The organism is Lysinibacillus telephonicus (genome assembly GCF_039654155.1).
Classification (GTDB): Bacteria; Bacillota; Bacilli; order Bacillales_A; family Planococcaceae; genus Ureibacillus; species Ureibacillus telephonicus.
Window position 1 is genome coordinate 2,976,751 of sequence record NZ_CP155468.1, and the last position, 17,009, is coordinate 2,993,759.

Here is a 17,009-nt window from a genome sequence, read left to right on the forward strand (position 1 = left end):
TATCTCCCCTTACACATGATTTTTCGGATCTGCAGCGTCTGCAAATGCGTTCCCAATAATATAGAATGCAATGGTAATAACACTTAATACAACACTTGGAAAAATTAATTGATAACGTAAATCCGGGGACATCATTAATACACGGCCTTCATTTACTAGGTTACCTAAAGATGGTTCACTAATAGGCAACCCTAAACCGATATATGTTAAAAAAACTTCTGAGCCAATCGCAAATGGAATTGCTAAACTCATACGCAGCATAATGATGGAAATTAAATATGGTAATAGATTTTTTAAGATAATTCTGCTGCTTGGTGTACCTAAGCATTTGGATGCTAAATTGTATTCACGATCCCGTAAAATGACAACTTGATTTCGAATAAACCTTGCCATTTCCACCCAACCAGTAATACACATTGCAATGATGATAGTCGATATACTTGGTCGTAAAATATAGGACATCAAAATTAAGACAATTGTCGTTGGGATATTTTCGACGATGTTATAAACTTGTGTAATCGGTGCTTCAAGCTTACGGGAGAATCCCCATATTGCACCAATTGTAATTCCTACAATTACTTCCACTAATGCCACGATAAAGCCAATCAGAAGGGAGGTTCTTGTTCCCGCCCATATACGGGACCACAAATCTTGTCCAATTGAATTTGTGCCAAACCAGAACTCAGCATTTGGTGCAATGTTTCGCGCCTGCGAACCAGTTTGTTCATCAATATAAATCTCGGTTGGCGATTTTTGATAGGGTAAGTATGGTTGGATAATCACAAAGGTGATGATACTAAGAACGACTATTAATAAAAAAACAGCAAAACGATTTTCCAAAAATGACTTCCAGGTTGAACGCCAATAAGAATAATTAGAGTAGCCAGTTTGTTCTGCTTTCTTTTCATCTACAATTGCAAAATCAAATAGATTTTCACTAGCCCTATTTGAAATATTTGAAATTTCCTCTGAGTACAATCCCATTAACGCACACTCTCCCCTTTTCCTAATTTAATTCGAGGATCTACAAGTGCCATCGCTAAATCTCCTAAAAACAATCCGATGATTCCCAAAGAGGAGAAAATCAAAACTAGCCCTTGTACGACGGCATTATCTTGACGCTGAATAGCATCAACAAGCAACCCACCCATACCTGGGATTGAATATAAAGATTCGATATATATTGAACCCATAATTGTAAATAAAATGGTTGCAGGTAAGTACTGCGCCAAAGGAATAAAAGCATTGCGCATAACATGTTTGAACATCAATGTTCGTTCTTTCACACCTTTTGCACGTGCTAGTTTAATGTAGTCTTTGTTTAACTCATCCACCATATAGCGGCGCATCCACATAGCATAGGAAGCGGTTGGAGCCAATGCCATTGAAGTTAACGGTAATAACCAACTGATAGGATTATATTCGTCAAAGAGCATCGGTAAATTGAAAATTTCTGTTATATACATTTGAATAAAAATATAGTAAACGGCCGCAGGGACAGCAACAACAAATACGATGTAGCCAGTTCCCAATCGATCTAGCCAACGCCCTTTCATTTGAGCCATTAAAATACCAAGTGGCACTCCTACAATTAGTGACAGGGCAACTGCACCTAACCCAAAAAACAATGAGTACATTATTTTTTCAGATATAATTGTTGTAACAGGTACATCCGTCCGATATGTTACAGAAGTTCCTAAATCCCCTTGCAACAAACTCGCATAAAAATTTCCAAGCTGAACGATTAGCGGATCACGAAGTCCTAAGTTCGTTAAGTAAATTTCTTGTTGTTCCGGTGACATTTTTTCAGCAGCAGCTCCTAAATACCCTTCTTCAGGCATTAAGCGTAATAATGCGAAAACAATCGTAACGATAATAAATAGTGTTACGATTGACTGTAACAATCGTTTTCCTATATACCACAACATCCATTTACCCTCCCTACTATCAATTAAGATAAACAGAATGAAGGAGATGCGAAAGCTGGTCTCGGCCATCCCCTTCTAATTAATTTATTTTTCCTTCCTCTTATTTACCTGCTTTTGCTAATGCTTCGGCACGCTCTTTTTCCCATTGAGCTAACGCTTCTTTAAACTCTTCATTGCTCATTGGTTCTGCTAATACTTTTTGACCTTTAAATTTCTCTAAAGTTACGCCAAATGGTGAATATTGTGCCTCAAATGGATTTAATTTGGATGCAATATAGCCAGTGCCACCTACCGCATACGGAATGACAAATGCCTCCTCAATTAAGAAACTTTCTGCTTCTGCAAACAGTTCATAGCGTTTTGCTATATCCATTTCCGCTTTCGCTGCATCTACCATGTTTTGGTATTTAGATTTTCCATTTGCTTCTGTGTACCCTTCAGCAAGTTCTGGCTTGTTGTATGTTCCCCCTTCAGTAAATGGATCTGTATAGGATGATGGGTCAGCATAGTCTGGTCCCCAGTTAACTTCCATTAATGAATACTTTCCTGGATGACGCACTTCAGATAAAAAACCAGTAGATGGGCCTGGTTCTACAATAACGTCAATATAATCTGCCCCTAAGAGATTCTCAAGTTGCTGTTCCACAACTTGTGTACGGTTTGCCCAGTCTGGCATACTAGAGTTGTATGGCATTACCACCTTAACCGGGAAAGTAGCTTTCCCTTCAAGTTCTGTTAATGCTTTCTCTTTGTACTCTAATGCTAAATCTGCATTAAATGAATCTGTATTCGAGATATCCGCCAATGGAGCAAGTTGTGTATAATCCACACCTTCTACATCGACAAAGTTTTTCGGTGTGATTGTGTTATTCAACAAACTTTCTGGATTGAATGGTTCAGTTGTTAACATTGCGGATTTACGATCAAGTGCATGGAACAATGATTTGCGGAAGTTCTTGTTGTTGACAGCGATTTTCCAATTTTCCGGTTCATATTCTGCATCGTATTGTGGGTTAAAGTTTAATGCATAAAAATACGTGTAGAAGTTATTTTGAATTTGACGAAGCTTTGTTTTTTTCTCTTCATCATTAAACCATTCCTCAACTACCGATGTTGGAATGTCTGCTGAATCGATTTCTCCCCGTAAAAACAATTCTGGTGCTACAGTTAAAGCCTCTTTGTTGTATTTAAAGCGGAGTCGATCAATGAACACATTGTCTTTATCCCAATATGATTCATTTTTTACAAGTACACGTTCATTTTGAGGTTCAAATTTTTCTAAAATGTAAGCTCCGTTATAGAGAGTTGTTTCCCTAGTTGTACCAAACGTTTCACCTTTGTCAGCTAAAAAGTCTCCGTTTACCGGGAAGAAACAGACATAATTCAACATCGAAAGGAAATAAGGTGTCGGATTTTCTAATGTGTATTCTAATGTATATTTATCGAGTGCCTTGACGCCTACTTGAGAGAAATCTGTAATTTCACCATTGTAGAAAGCATTACCGTTTTTCACAACTGTTGCAATCCACGCGGTAGATGACTCATTTTTTGCATCTAACACATAATTTAGTCCATCTACAAAATCTTGAGCGACAACCTCTGCATACTCTTCCCCTTCATGATTCACCCATTTAACTCCCTCACGAATTTTGAAAGTCCAAACTGTGCTATCTTCATTTGCTGACCATTCTACTGCTAAGCTTGGCTGCACAATTCCGTACTTATCGTATTCAATTAACCCATCAATTAGGTTCGCAGACATCGCAAACTCATTCGCTTCAGCAGTTTTTAAGTAATTTAATGTTTTTATCTCGCCAGCATAAACTTTGCGGAATTCTGAGATTTCACCTGAAGACTCATCATCTTTGTTGCTACATGCTGCTAAAAATGATGCAAAGATAACAGCTAGTAACAATAAGCAAATCCTTTTCATTTAACCCCTCCTCACTTTTATTGTCTTTTTATAATGAAAATCCAATTCTAGCCCCATCTGATATTCGATATTCCATGAAGTAGACGACCAGCAATTAGACTTTTCATACAAGCATAAGAATATCTAGATATTCATTTATCTTAATATTCAGAATTCATTACAGAGATTTTAGCGGCGTTTAAAAAGCTGTAGTGATATTTCTTCTTGTTCAGCTATTTTTATTAAATGAATAATAAAATATTGTCCTACGTTAAAAACTGTAAAACACGTAATACTTCGTAAAAATCATCTGTTATAAACTCTACTGTATTGTGTGGCTTAAAAGTTGCACCTGGGTAAAATGAGTTTCTGTAAGCCCGTGTATGATCTCGGTAAATAATTTCCACGATAAATTTTTCTGGCAAATTAACATGGAGTAAATCTCTATCTACTTTCATCGCTTTTTCTACAAGGTTTCTCGTTTCTTCAATTGTCAGCCTCGGACTGACGTTTATTGTTGCGCTTCCAATTCCTTCTTTTGTTGCAAAGGTGATGATGTTTTCATTTACACTTTTTATTTCCTCTGTTAAACCCACATCACCACTTACAAATGCAACTGGTACACCATGCAATGCAGCTGCATACGTATTGATTAAAAATTCACTAACATATTCACCGTTAATTTTCACATCAGCATTTACAACGAGTGTGTGTGCTAATGGATTTCGATGACTTCCACCTTTACTGTGATAGCCAATAAATATCGCTCGATCAAAACTAGCATCAAGACCTGCTACCATACACATTGGTTCACCTGTCCACCCGCGAATCACCTTACAATTTAGAGGTAAATTTGAAATATCAAGATTTCGTGCAGAATCATGCGCATCCTTTAATACTATTTCTGTTGCCCCACCGGCGATTGCTCCTTCGATGGCAGCCTCCACTTCCTTCGTCATTTGTTTTAAAAATGGTTGGATATCCTGTGTATTTAATTCCGTTTCAATCCATGCAGTCGTACCTGTAATCCCCTCTAGGTCCGCACTAATATATACTTTCATAATACTCGTTCCTCCTTTATTTGATGATTATCATTAATGCTTTATTGCAGTACCATTAATACCTTCTTAAAACTGATAAGCATGAACAATATTTCCGTTACGACCCACAGTAGTTTCAGCCTGAGAAAGAGAATTAATGATTGCTTCCTCTGTTGCCTCTGCCGCCGCTGTAAATAGTGCGTTTATAACTGGATGATCCTCACGCAGTTGTGTACGAGTTTCTAATAACGCGTTAGTTGAGTGCTGAATTTTATTTTCAGTAGAAAAGCCAATGACAATATCCCCACTGCCGTGTGAAAAATGACTGCCTGTTCTACCTAACCCAATGCCGCATCTCTTAATGACACGTAAAAGCTGGCGACTACTAAGGGGGGCATCTGTTGCAAGCACAATGATAATTGACCCGTCTGTTGGAGATATTGTTGATAGAATTTGGCGACTTGAAGAAACATAGTTATCAATCAAAAACTCTCCGCTACTTCCAAAATTGCTTAGAACCATACATCCTACCGTATAGGACATATCCTCTCCCTCTACGTCAACTATTCGCGAAGAGGATCCGATTCCTCCTTTATATCCAAAGCAAATCATCCCTTTACCCGCACCAACAGCTCCTTCTTCAGCAATCGTTTCAGAAGCTTTTTGAATTGCTTCTATTGCATGATATGGAGTTACTGGGCAAGCTCTAATTGAGTTTAGATAACTATCATTGCACTCACCTACGACAATATTAATCGTCCCTGTATGTATACCGATATCTTCATTCCTATCCAGCATATATTGAAGTGTTCCTTGTGTAACAGCAGGGACCGCAAAAGTGTTAGTAAGCATAATAGGCGATTCAATTAAACCTAATTCATTTACTTGCAATAGCCCGGTTGTCTTCCCAAAACCGTTTAACACATAGCTTGCTGCAGTTACCTTTTGTTGAAATAAATTTCCACCATGAGGTAAAATCGCCGTTACACCTGTACAGGCATATTCACCTTTTTGATCTAATGGATAGTCGAGGGTGACATGCCCTACTTTCACTCCAGCAATATCGGTAATACAATTGTTAGTTCCAACAGGCATCTTGCCGATTTTCACTCCTAATTGTCGTATTTTCTTCCCCATCTACTCGCTCCTTTTCTGCTTTTATATGAAGGCTGCTTGTAATATTGAAGAGGCTTAAGTTAAATGCCTATTTTATAACCTCTTCTGTTTCAGTATCAAAAAAGTGTGCTTTCTCCATATTAATTACAAAACTAACAGTTGCCCCATTAGATATCTCTGTATTTGCTTTTACTCGTGCTATAAATTCTTGTTCTTTTATTTTGGAATAGAGGCATGTTTCTGCTCCTAATAATTCAGCAACTTCTACGATTGCTTGTATTTTAGAACTATTCTTCACAACATTATCAGCTTCCTCTTGTATATCTTCTGGACGAAATCCCAAAATTACTTCTTTCTTTGAATAGCCTTTGTCTTGAAGCAATTTTCTTTTTTCTACAGGCACTTCTATTTGGATATCATCTACAAAGAAATGGTTATCCTCAAATCGACCGTGCAGGAAATTCATCGGAGGCGATCCAATAAAACTGCCTACAAATACATTGTTTGGATGGTCATAAACTTCTTTCGGCGTTCCAATTTGCTGTATTTTCCCTCCTTTCATTACGACAATTCGTGTGGCCATCGTCATCGCTTCTGTTTGGTCGTGTGTAACATAAATCGTTGTTGTTTGTAATTGTTGATGCAATTTTAAAATTTCTGTACGCATTTGCACACGTAATTTTGCATCCAAATTTGATAACGGTTCATCCATTAAAAACACTTTTGCTTCCCGTACAATCGCACGTCCTAATGCCACCCTTTGACGTTGTCCACCTGACAATGCTTTTGGTTTTCTTTTCAAATATTCCTCTAACCCAAGAATTTTTGCCGTTTTTTTCACCCGTTGATCGATTTCTTTTTTACTAAACTTTCGTAATCTCAAACCAAATGCGATATTATCATAAACATTCATATGCGGATAAAGGGCATAGTTCTGAAAAACCATTGCAATATCACGATCCTTTGGTGGTACATTGTTCACCTTCATTCCATCGATGTACAACTCCCCACTTGAAATTTCCTCTAACCCTGCAATCATTCGTAGAGTAGTAGATTTCCCGCAGCCAGAAGGACCAACAAAAACTATAAATTCTTTATCCTGTATATGCAGATTAAAATCTTCAACCGCTAATACATCTTTGCCATACTTTTTTTGAATATTTTCAAGACGTAATTCTGCCATTCTATCATTCCTCTCATACTAGTGTTTAACTCACTATAAAAACTAGTGCCTATTTTCTTTGCACAAATTGGGTAGTGCAGCACGATCAGCGATTATTGTCACATTTTGATGTCTTTTCAATATTGACGCTGGAAATTGTTCACTAATTTCCTCGTTTATTAACCTTGCTAATGCCAACTCCTTCTTTTTCCCTGAAACTAGCAATAGTATTTCTTTACTCTCCATTATGTTTGCAATTCCCATTGTGATTGCTTTTTTTGGGACATCTTGAATATCTCGAAAGAACTTTGAATTTGTTTTTCGTGTAATTTGATCTAAATTAACAACATGTGTCCTAATTTTAAAAGAAGTGCCTGGTTCATTAAATCCAATATGTCCGTTTACGCCTAAACCAAGGACTTGGATATCAATATTCCCTGCACGTCGAATTTTTTCATCATATTGTTGGCACTCTTGAATATAGCTCGTTGCCATTCCATCTGGTAAATGAATATTCTTCTTAGGAATATCAATATGGTCAAAAAATTTTTTCTTCATATAATGGTGATAGCTATTTGGATGATCTTGATGTAAATTAAGATACTCATCTAAATTAAAGGTTACTATATTCTGAAAGGATATTTTACCTTCTTTATATGCTTGAATCATACAACGATATAACCCTTCAGGAGTAGAACCGGTTGCTAATCCAAGTACGAGATGCTTCTTATCCTTTACTTTACCCAAAATAATATTACATGCAGTTTGACTCATCTCTTCATAATCTGTAACTTTTATGATTTTCATCATCATTTTCCCTTGTAAGAAATTTGACCGCGACAGATTGTGTACTTGATTGTAAAATTTGAATCAATAATTACTATATCAGCATCCCTCCCATTTTCGATAACCCCTTTCCTATCATCAATACCAAGCTGCTTTGCTATATTTGTAGAAGTCATTTTTATAATATCTTGAATAGTTACGTTTTCTAATCTAAGCATCTGTAAAGCAGCATCTTGCATTTTTAAAATACTGCCTGCTAATGTTCCATCTTTTAAAACAGCCTTATCTTTAATCACTTTTACTAGCTGACCTCCTAACTCATAGTCACCTGGTCCAAGCGACTTTGCCCTCATCGCATCCGATACTAGAATAATTCTTTCACTGCCGATATTGTCATAAACGATTTGCAGCATTTCTTGCGAAACATGTATTCCATCCGCAATTAGTTCTGACCTTAATGGGGTTAATTGAAAAGCAGCTCCGACAGCACCAATATCCCGATGATGAATTCCATTCATTGCATTACACAGATGAGTTAGTTGTCGAACTCCACGCTCAACTGCCGTTTTTATTTGATGAAAACTTGCATCAGTATGTCCTGCTGAAACATTTATACCCGCATTAAATAAATAACGGATAAATTCTCCCTTTTCATCTAGTTCAGGTGCTAAAGTAATTGTTTTAATTTTATAGTTTGCAAGCTCTTGCCACTTTTTAAATAGTTCAATACTTGGCAATTCGATATATTTCTTTGGTTGTGCACCAGCTTTTTTTTCATTTACAAATGGACCTTCCAGATGCACTCCAATCATTTCTGCCTGCTTCGGTTTATTTTTGTATTGTGCTGCATTTACTAATGCTTTTTCGATATTTTTATGTGACTGGGTAATCGTTGTAGCAAGAAAACTCGTTACCCCTTCCTGAGGTAAATATTGCGCAATTGTATCAAGTGCCTCTTCTGTAGCATCCATCACATCAAAACCGCGCGCTCCATGGATATGTCCATCAATAAAACCAGGAATAATATAAAGATTAGTGGCATCAACAACAGTTAAATTTTCAATGTTTATAACATCATCCAAAATAATTTTTGTAATTTTTCCTTCTGCTATTAAAATAGAAGCTTTTTTTAAAATACTATTTTCTAAATAAACAGTTCCGTTTTTAATTAGAATATGGTCCATTTGTTGTGTCATTAATTATTACCCTTTCTTTATGAGGATTTACCCATACAATTCTCTAAGTTTTTTGTAAAGTAAGAAGGTTCTTCTATCATTCTTCAATCATTCAATGGTCTTATTGTTTAACAAATAAGTTATCGTTTGCCCTACATTTCCATTGCAAATTTGTAGAGCAGATTGTGATTGTTGATAGCTGGAATTGGTTTTCATCATAACGATTGCAGGTTTTACTTCGTAGTTTGTTTCCTCTAATACGTTTTCCGCTTTTTCATAGGAAATGTGGGTAGTCTCCATAAGGATATTTTTCGCTCTTTCCTTTAGCTTGAAATTATTGGCATTAACATCGACCATAAGATTTTCGTATACTTTCCCTAGTTTCACCATTGTTGCTGTACTTATCATATTTAAAATCAATTTATGAGCAGTTGCTGCTTTCATTCTTGTCGAACCCGTTAATACTTCAGGACCTACTACAACCTCAATCCCCTCATCTGTATATTGATTAATGAGTGAGTTGGTATTGCTTGAAAGTCCTACAGTAAATGCACCAATTTTTTTAGCATATTTAATACCACCAATAGGATAAGGAGTTCTACCACTAGCAGTTATCCCAATGACCACATCATTTTTCGTTAGATTTCTTGAAATTAAATCGATCTCTCCCTGATTCTCGTCATCCTCTGCATTTTCAACCGCTTGAAAAAAGGCTTTATTCCCACCTGCCATAATCGTTTGTACCATTTCTGGAGAAGTCATAAATGTTGGAGGACATTCAGAAGCATCCATCATGCCAATTCTGCCACTCGTACCGGATCCAATATAAAAAAGTCTTCCTCCATTTGTTAACGACTCCACTGTTTTCTCAATAACCCTTTTTACTACTGGCAATACTTCTTCAACAGCAAAGGCAACTGATTTGTCTTCATTGTTTATTGTTTGTAAAATTTCCATTATAGTCATCTGATCTAACATTGTACTAGCAGGATTTCTACTCTCTGTCGTCAGTTTTGATAGTTCCATACATAAAACTCCTTTACTTAAGAATGCGTCTTAAGCACCTCTTCAAACTGCATCCTTTTATTGATGATTTAACTTATTCCAAGAAAAGTTAATATTCTTTTTGAACTTGTCGTCAATTAATAGACCAGATTCTTTAATCGCTAATAAATACGCACCAAGTACTGCTGGTAATTCTGGTTGAGCGATTTCGACATCTCCAATAACTGGTTTTAAATTTTTCAGAAATAAATTTTTAAAATACGCATCTGAAAAAAGTCCACCATGTAATACAAGCATTAATTTTTTGTATGCAGAATGGTGGTAAGCCACCTTCACCATTTGAACTAGCTCGAAAACAGCATCCTGCAAAATCTCTATTGCAACCGGATCCTCTTTTTTCGCAGCCTCCAATACAAGTTGGGAGATTCTTGCCACTTCTGGCACATAATTTTCATCTGAATACAGCTTTAGGAGTTCTGGCACCTGTTGTACTTTAAAATGATCTAATACTAGATTTGTTAAAACTGTTTTTTGGCCTCTGCAGTCGTATGCTTTCAGAACTGCTCTCAATGCTCTCTGCCCAATGTAAAATCCACTTCCTTCATCTCCGAGCAAGTAGCCCCACCCTCCGACACGCATTCTTTCATTTGTTTCATTGCAAATTACATAAACAATTGAACCTGTGCCTGCTATTAATAGAATCCCAGATTGTCCCCATGTACCCGAAGCTAAAGCAGCTTCTGCATCATTTCTAATCTTTATTTTCTCTTCATATAGAGTATCTTTAAAAAATTCTGTAATCACTTTTTGATCATTCTCTCTGTCAGCACCAGCTAAGCAAAGTTGAATCGATTCAATCTGATGAATTGTGGATTTGGACTCCTCTATTACTTTGTTAATTAATTGAGTTAGAGTATGAAAAACATTTTGAGGTGAAATGGAGTGTATATTGCTAGATGTGCCTAAGGCAAATGATAAAATCTGTCCCTGTTCATCTCCTATTACACAACTTGTTTTTGACCCTCCCCCATCTATACCAATCCATCTTTTCTCTGTTTTTTTAAGTTCCATAATCGCTCCCTCTTTATTTTGAAAGTTCACGTCGTTTCCAGTGCTATTAAGTTATGAACAATTCTTCTCAGTCGACTAATATCTGTTTTCCGACCAAAATGTACACGATTTGTAAGTAGAATTACTGCATAATGCCTTTCCTTAGAAAACCAAATTGATGTTCCAGTAAAGCCTGTATGACCAAAACCATTTTGCAAAAATTGCCCTGAAAATGAAGGGGTATCATACAACTGCCAACCTAACCCTCTATTTAAATTTAAATTTTTTGTAAATGATTCCGAACTTAACGCAATGGATTGTGATGAAAGAATCCTACTTTCCTTATGAACGCCATCGTTTAAAATCATTCTTGCAAATAAAGATAGATCCTCTAGATTGGAAAATAAACCGGCATGTCCACTTATACCACCAAAATAGTGGGCATTTTCGTCATGAACCTTTCCCCATTGAAAGTCGTTTAAGGATTCAATAAATTCAGTTGCTGCAATGTGATTTAATTCATCTTTCGGAGGATTAAAATATGTTTTTTTCATTCCTAATGGTTCATAAATGAACTTAGTTGTATATTCGGCTAAGGACATTCCTGTAACCTTTTCCACAAGACTGCCAAGAAGCATAAAATTCAAATCACTATAAATTACCTGTTTCCCTGTTTTTTTCTTATCTTTAACTTTTGATATAAAAGATACCGTTTTATTTTTTGAGATGTCCTTTTGATAGAATTTAATCTCAGGCTGAAAACCACTCGTATGTGTTAATAAATGCTTTATTGTAAGTTCCCCATGATATTTCTCAAATTGTGGAAAATAGTATGCAAAAGAATCGTCTAAATCTAGCTCGCCTTTATCCAACAGTTGCAGAATAGAAGGCAGCGTAGCAATCACCTTTGTTAGAGAGGCTAAGTCGAAAACTGTTTCCTTAGTCATGGGGATCTTTTTTGAGTAATGAGCATATCCGAAGGCTTGTTGGTAGATTGTTGTTTCTGCTGTTGTAACGCCAATGACCACGCCAGGTATATGTTCTTCTTGTACTTCTTTTTTTAAAAATTCCGAAACTTTCTGAAACATTACATTCCCCTTCCAAACGTAACAATTATCTAATATTCTATTTCGCTATTACTTAATCGCACCTTCTGTCATTCCTTTGACAATATGGCGTTGGAATATAGAATAGAATATAATTACTGGAATTACCGCTATACAAAGACCTGCAAACAGTACACCCCAAGCACTTTTATATTGTGCATTTGTTTTTAATAAATCCATTGCGACACCCAAAGTATTTTTACTATCTTCCTGCAATAAAATTAAAGCCATAAAATACTCATTCCAGAAGGATATGGCGTTTAAAATCGAAGCTGTTATAATACCTGATTTTACTAACGGAGTTACAATTTTAAAAAGAATACCGTAAGGAGTCATACCATCAATAGCTGCTGCTTCTTCCAATTCTTTTGGTACATTTCCCATAAAACTAATTAAAATGAAAATAGTGAATGGAATATGGGATACAGCATAAATTAAAGACAATGCCCATAAATTATCCAGCATGTTAAATTTTAATAGTAAAAAGAATAAAGGAATCCATCCTAAAACTGAAGGAATCATCATTGAGGCTAAATAAGTGTTCAGTAAGATTTCGCTTCCTTTAAAACGCAATCTTTCAAGTGCATATGCTGTTGGGATGGAAAAGGCTAAGCATAACAATGTTCCTAAAAGGGTAACAAACAAACTATTTGCAAAGGCACTTCCAATGCTGTAATCCGACCAAGCAGAGACAAAATTGTGGAAGTTTAGCTTTTGGGGTAAAGCCCATGGTGAAGCAAAAATTTCTGCATTCGTTTTAAATGCACCAATAAACATCCATATTAGAGGGAAAACGACGATAAAAGACCAAATCAATAATGGAATTCTTACAGCTAATCTAGATAAAGCCCTAATCATATTTATGACCTCCCTCCTAATACTCAACTTTTTCCTTTTTCAATATGAATTGCAAAATGATTACAGTTAAAAGTGATATAACTAGAATTAATACGCCAATCGCAGCCCCATAACCAAATTTAAAATCTTCAAATGCCCTTTGATATAAATAAGATCCTAAAACTTCTGTTGCAATTCCAGGTCCTCCACCAGTCATAACTTGAACAAGAACAAAGGATCCATTTAAAGAAGTAATAACAATATAGATAATTGACGTTTTGATTTGCGGCCAAATTAACGGAACCGTTATCTTCCAAAACTGCTGCCATTCGCTAGCTCCATCAATTTCCGCGGCCTCATATAAGCTCTTTGAAATACTCGTAATGCCGCCCATTAACAATAGCATAAATAGTCCTATCCCTGCCCAAATTGCAGGTATCGCAATACTTGGCAATGCCCATGTCATATCCCCTAACCATGGTTTTGCCCATTGTTCTAGACCAATTGCTTTTAATAAGCTATTTACAATTCCAATATTCGGATCATAAATAAATTGCCATAATATCCCTATTACTACGACAGACATTATATTCGGAAAAAAGAACACAATTCGATAAAACGGTGCCTCTTTAATACGAAGCTGTGTTAATGCTACAGCGAAAAAAAGTGATAAAATCATTATTCCAAAAACCTTTACGAATACGAAAAAGTAATCGTTTAATATCGCTTTTGGAATTACAGAATCATTTAATAGCTGCTTATAATTGTCTAATCCAATAAATTCTTTTACAGAGCTAGTACCTGACCAATCAAAGAAAGAAAAATAAAGCCCCCCTAGCATCGGGTAGACAGTAAATATACAGAACACTATAAAGGTTGGGAGTAAACAAAAAGACAAAAAGAGATATTTTTGTTTTTTTGATTGAACCACACCCATCACCTCTTTCTATTAAATTATGTAGAGATTGATAAAAATCTGCTCCCTTTCCACAGGCGTGGCCTGAGCCTCCTCAGGCCTACACGATGTTAGTCACAAAGCCGTTGCCACAAGGTTGTGGTGTTAATATGCTTCGTTCACTTTTAACACCCGTGAGCCTGTGGGGTATCAGCCGCACGCTTTTCCTGTAGAGTCCTGCAGATTTTTATCATCTTTCAACATTAATTGCTACTTTTCTTAGTTTCTAGTAGCACTATTTAAAAAGATTAACTTCCCCGTAATTCTTTTGCTTTATTTGTCATTCTTTGAACAAATTCTTCTGCATCAATTCTGCCCATTAAAATCTCGACAATTTGTAATTTGATTTCATTAGTTATTTCAACATTTATTTCCTGTTCTTTAGCATCTACCGGAGTATTTCTTTCGTAAATTTGAATTGCTCCAGGGTTATTAATCATCTCATTAATTCCTTTTAAAAATGAAGGAACGTTATTATTTGCAGAGAGATCAATATTTTTTAAGTTCATAATAGCGCCAGTTGATTCAGCAAATGCTTGAGCATATTTTTCTGTAAAGATAAATTCAAGGAAGGCTTTTGCCGCTTCAGGATTATCTGCTTCTTGTGCAATTGCAACAGGACGAATATCTGGGATTAATGCCATTGGATTTCCAGAATCATTCATTGGTGTTGGTACAAATGAATATTCAAATCCTTCAGGTGTATCGTTAATCATTTCATTTGGCAGCCAGAAGCCAACTGGAATGTAGGCATTTTTATGCAGCAAGAAATTCATTTGTGATTGTGTATGACTGTATGCTGCAAAACCTTCATCTACTAAACCTTCATCTACAATTTTTTCAACTTTCTTCATAACCTCTAACGCTTCTTCGCTTTCCCATGCCTCAACAACGCCATTTGATAAATTATTTAGAAGCTCTTCACCACCTGCAGCAGCAAAGGCAGGATATAGGACGCCTCGTTGGAAGTATTGAGCATATTGACCAGTCGTAATAAATGGTGCAATACCAGCCTCTTCTTTTATAGTTTTCATGGATTCTATCCAACTATCAAAGTCGGTTGGTGCTTCCCAGCCTTGTTCTTCAAACCAGTTACCGTCATACCAAACGCCCCAAGTATCAAACACAAGAGGTAAACTATAAATTTTCCCGCCATCTAATTCCTCAGCTGGCGAAATAAAGCTATCTAATAATGGCGTTCCATTTTCCATAGTGATGCCTTTAGCCCATTCACTAATATCCATTAGTTGCCCTTCACTAATCATTTGTGTTTCACTAGAGCCATTTCCATCAATGTAAACTACATCAGGTGGATCATTCGAAATCCATCTTGTGTTCATTTCTGTATTAATATCTGGACCAGCATGTTCAATAACTTCTACATCAGGATAAGCTTTTTTGAAATCTTCGATGACTGTTTTCCACCATTCATCTCCATATCCACCTACGAAATATTGTATTTCTAATTGTCCTGAAATTTCGCCAGAGCCTGCTTCTTCCGTTCCTTCATCTGTAGTTTCTGGTTGTTCTGTTTCAGTATCCTCTGAGGTTGTATCATTAGTACATGCAGCTAGAACAAAGAGAAGAAGTGCAGCGAGCAAAAATAACCAGCTTTTTTTGTAAACCGAATTCTTCAATTTCAACACCTCTTTTTCAATTTATGTAAACCTGTTATTCACTACAAAATAGAATAATAGTTTTGTAGTGATTAATGGTTAATACCAATTAAACAAACTTAAACGTTTTGGCTTACAATATTAATATTTTGTTATTTTGAAAACCTTGTTATTACTTCTCTAGTTTTCTCTAGATAATTTACTGATTCATCAAAATGTATAGAGGCTATTCCTGTATATAAAATATCGATTAGGGTAAGTTGTGAAATTCTAGAGGCGGTTGCAGCACTTCGTATTGTATTTTCTGTTGAGGTTACAAATAGAGTGAATGTTGAAGTTTTTTGTAATGTGTTATTACTATAACTAGTTAGTGAAATTATTTTCGTATTATTTTCCTTCGCTATACTTACTGTATTAAGTATTTCTTTTGTTTCTCCTGAATATGAAATTGCAAAAAGTACATCTTCTTTATTTAAGTTCGTTACTGATACTAATTGTGAATGGCTATCTGTTAATGCTTCACACCATTTATTAATGCGTTTTAATTTTTGTTCAAAATCCAGTGCAACAATCGCTGAAGCACCTACGCCAATAATGACTATTTTCCTTGCAGTATTTAATGCATGAATTACTTTTTTTAAATCTTCTTCATCATTGACTGCAGTAATATTTTTAATGGAATAAATATTATTAGAGACAATTTGTTGAATTGTTTCAGAAAGACTTGTTTCAGCAGAAATTTCTTGGTAGTTATGCTCAATCGGTTTATTTTGCGGAATTGCAGCAGCAATACTTAGCTTTAAATCCCTGTATCCCTTAAACTGAAGAGCTTTGCACATACGTATAATGGTTGCCTCGCTTGTATTCGTTGCTTTAGATAATTGTGCAATCGGCATATGCAAAACGTCTTTTGGGTTGTTCAAAATATAATCTGATACTTTCTTTTCTGATGGTTTTAATATTGGAATACCTTGTCTAATACGTTCCAACCCATTGTCCATCCTAAATCACCTAACTCTTCATGTAGTTAAACTACAGAAAAATATAAATATATTTGTAGCTTAATTACATTCTAATGATTTGTAATTTTTGCGTCAACTCTTTTTTCTCAAATTTCAGAAAATTAAATTTTATATTTCACTTTTCAATAATAGCGTTATTTGTAGCTTTAAAATGAGGTTTGATTAAAAATGTCTTGTAAACTACATTTTATGATAAATAAAAACAACCCACTTTGAAAAAAGATTGTTCAAAATGGGTTATTTTTAGCAATTTAGGTTTTATAAATAGGTTCGATTATTTTTACTTCTGTTTCTCCACA

General features: G+C 35.7%; 15 protein-coding genes. All 15 read right to left on the reverse strand.

The features are described 5' to 3' along the window. Positions 1-9 precede the first annotated feature (9 nt). The 15 genes from MKY04_RS14355 to MKY04_RS14425 all read right to left on the reverse strand — a co-directional run bounded on the left by MKY04_RS14355 (position 10) and on the right by MKY04_RS14425 (position 16,689). Positions 10-984 (reverse strand): ABC transporter permease, encoded by a 975-nt coding sequence (locus MKY04_RS14355; RefSeq protein ID WP_126292640.1) that lies wholly within the window; start codon positions 982-984, stop codon positions 10-12. Then, complete coding sequence (locus MKY04_RS14360) at positions 984-1,928, reverse strand: ABC transporter permease (protein ID WP_126292639.1); 945 nt, start codon at positions 1,926-1,928, stop codon at positions 984-986. Before MKY04_RS14360 ends, MKY04_RS14355 begins: the two co-directional genes overlap by 1 nt. A 100-nt stretch (positions 1,929-2,028) precedes the next feature. Next, positions 2,029-3,861: a peptide ABC transporter substrate-binding protein gene (locus MKY04_RS14365; RefSeq protein WP_126292638.1), complete on the reverse strand. Its 1,833-nt coding sequence runs from the start codon at positions 3,859-3,861 to the stop codon at positions 2,029-2,031. 245 nt (positions 3,862-4,106) lie between these two features. Continuing rightward, positions 4,107-4,901 carry a M55 family metallopeptidase gene (locus tag MKY04_RS14370; protein ID WP_126292637.1) on the reverse strand — a complete coding sequence of 265 codons (795 nt, stop codon included), beginning with the start codon at positions 4,899-4,901 and terminating at the stop codon, positions 4,107-4,109. Between the two features lie 66 nt (positions 4,902-4,967). Then, positions 4,968-6,017 (reverse strand): P1 family peptidase, encoded by a 1,050-nt coding sequence (locus MKY04_RS14375; RefSeq protein WP_126292636.1) that lies wholly within the window; start codon positions 6,015-6,017, stop codon positions 4,968-4,970. Between the two features lie 67 nt (positions 6,018-6,084). Continuing rightward, a complete protein-coding gene (locus MKY04_RS14380; RefSeq protein ID WP_126292635.1) occupies positions 6,085-7,179 on the reverse strand; it encodes an ABC transporter ATP-binding protein in 1,095 nt (364 codons plus the stop codon). Positions 7,180-7,221: 42 nt separating this feature from the next. Then, the gene (gene nagB / locus MKY04_RS14385) at positions 7,222-7,965 is read right to left on the reverse strand and encodes a glucosamine-6-phosphate deaminase (RefSeq protein WP_126292634.1); all 744 of its coding nucleotides are present in this window, start codon (positions 7,963-7,965) and stop codon (positions 7,222-7,224) included. 2 nt (positions 7,966-7,967) lie between these two features. Further along, positions 7,968-9,140, reverse strand: a complete 1,173-nt coding sequence (gene nagA, locus MKY04_RS14390; protein WP_246020130.1) for an N-acetylglucosamine-6-phosphate deacetylase — start codon at positions 9,138-9,140, stop codon at positions 7,968-7,970. Between the two features lie 87 nt (positions 9,141-9,227). Continuing rightward, positions 9,228-10,145: an N-acetylmuramic acid 6-phosphate etherase gene (murQ, locus tag MKY04_RS14395; RefSeq protein WP_126292633.1), complete on the reverse strand. Its 918-nt coding sequence runs from the start codon at positions 10,143-10,145 to the stop codon at positions 9,228-9,230. A 57-nt stretch (positions 10,146-10,202) separates the two neighbouring features. After that, complete coding sequence (locus MKY04_RS14400) at positions 10,203-11,195, reverse strand: N-acetylglucosamine kinase (protein ID WP_126292632.1); 993 nt, start codon at positions 11,193-11,195, stop codon at positions 10,203-10,205. A 26-nt stretch (positions 11,196-11,221) separates the two neighbouring features. Next, complete coding sequence (locus MKY04_RS14405; protein WP_126292631.1) at positions 11,222-12,262, reverse strand: serine hydrolase domain-containing protein; 1,041 nt, start codon at positions 12,260-12,262, stop codon at positions 11,222-11,224. Positions 12,263-12,310: 48 nt separating this feature from the next. Continuing rightward, on the reverse strand, positions 12,311-13,138 hold the full coding sequence (locus tag MKY04_RS14410; protein ID WP_346234619.1) for a carbohydrate ABC transporter permease: 828 nt from the start codon (positions 13,136-13,138) through the stop codon (positions 12,311-12,313). Positions 13,139-13,154: 16 nt separating this feature from the next. After that, entirely contained in the window at positions 13,155-14,048 is an 894-nt protein-coding gene (locus MKY04_RS14415; protein WP_126292630.1) for a carbohydrate ABC transporter permease, read from the reverse strand. A 272-nt stretch (positions 14,049-14,320) separates the two neighbouring features. Continuing rightward, positions 14,321-15,709: an ABC transporter substrate-binding protein gene (locus MKY04_RS14420; protein ID WP_126292629.1), complete on the reverse strand. Its 1,389-nt coding sequence runs from the start codon at positions 15,707-15,709 to the stop codon at positions 14,321-14,323. A gap of 131 nt (positions 15,710-15,840) precedes the next feature. Beyond that, positions 15,841-16,689, reverse strand: a complete 849-nt coding sequence (locus MKY04_RS14425; protein WP_346234620.1) for a MurR/RpiR family transcriptional regulator — start codon at positions 16,687-16,689, stop codon at positions 15,841-15,843. Between the last annotated feature and the right edge of the window lie 320 nt (positions 16,690-17,009).

Coding starts and splice junctions, on each gene's coding strand:
- MKY04_RS14355 (WP_126292640.1), bottom strand. CDS start 984: ATGGGATTGTACTCAGAGGAAATTTCAAATATTTCAAATAGGGCTAGT.
- MKY04_RS14360 (WP_126292639.1), bottom strand. CDS start 1,928: ATGTTGTGGTATATAGGAAAACGATTGTTACAGTCAATCGTAACACTA.
- MKY04_RS14365 (WP_126292638.1), bottom strand. CDS start 3,861: ATGAAAAGGATTTGCTTATTGTTACTAGCTGTTATCTTTGCATCATTT.
- MKY04_RS14370 (WP_126292637.1), bottom strand. CDS start 4,901: ATGAAAGTATATATTAGTGCGGACCTAGAGGGGATTACAGGTACGACT.
- MKY04_RS14375 (WP_126292636.1), bottom strand. CDS start 6,017: ATGGGGAAGAAAATACGACAATTAGGAGTGAAAATCGGCAAGATGCCT.
- MKY04_RS14380 (WP_126292635.1), bottom strand. CDS start 7,179: ATGGCAGAATTACGTCTTGAAAATATTCAAAAAAAGTATGGCAAAGAT.
- nagB (WP_126292634.1), bottom strand. CDS start 7,965: ATGAAAATCATAAAAGTTACAGATTATGAAGAGATGAGTCAAACTGCA.
- nagA (WP_246020130.1), bottom strand. CDS start 9,140: ATGACACAACAAATGGACCATATTCTAATTAAAAACGGAACTGTTTAT.
- murQ (WP_126292633.1), bottom strand. CDS start 10,145: ATGGAACTATCAAAACTGACGACAGAGAGTAGAAATCCTGCTAGTACA.
- MKY04_RS14400 (WP_126292632.1), bottom strand. CDS start 11,195: ATGGAACTTAAAAAAACAGAGAAAAGATGGATTGGTATAGATGGGGGA.
- MKY04_RS14405 (WP_126292631.1), bottom strand. CDS start 12,262: ATGTTTCAGAAAGTTTCGGAATTTTTAAAAAAAGAAGTACAAGAAGAA.
- MKY04_RS14410 (WP_346234619.1), bottom strand. CDS start 13,138: ATGATTAGGGCTTTATCTAGATTAGCTGTAAGAATTCCATTATTGATT.
- MKY04_RS14425 (WP_346234620.1), bottom strand. CDS start 16,689: ATGGACAATGGGTTGGAACGTATTAGACAAGGTATTCCAATATTAAAA.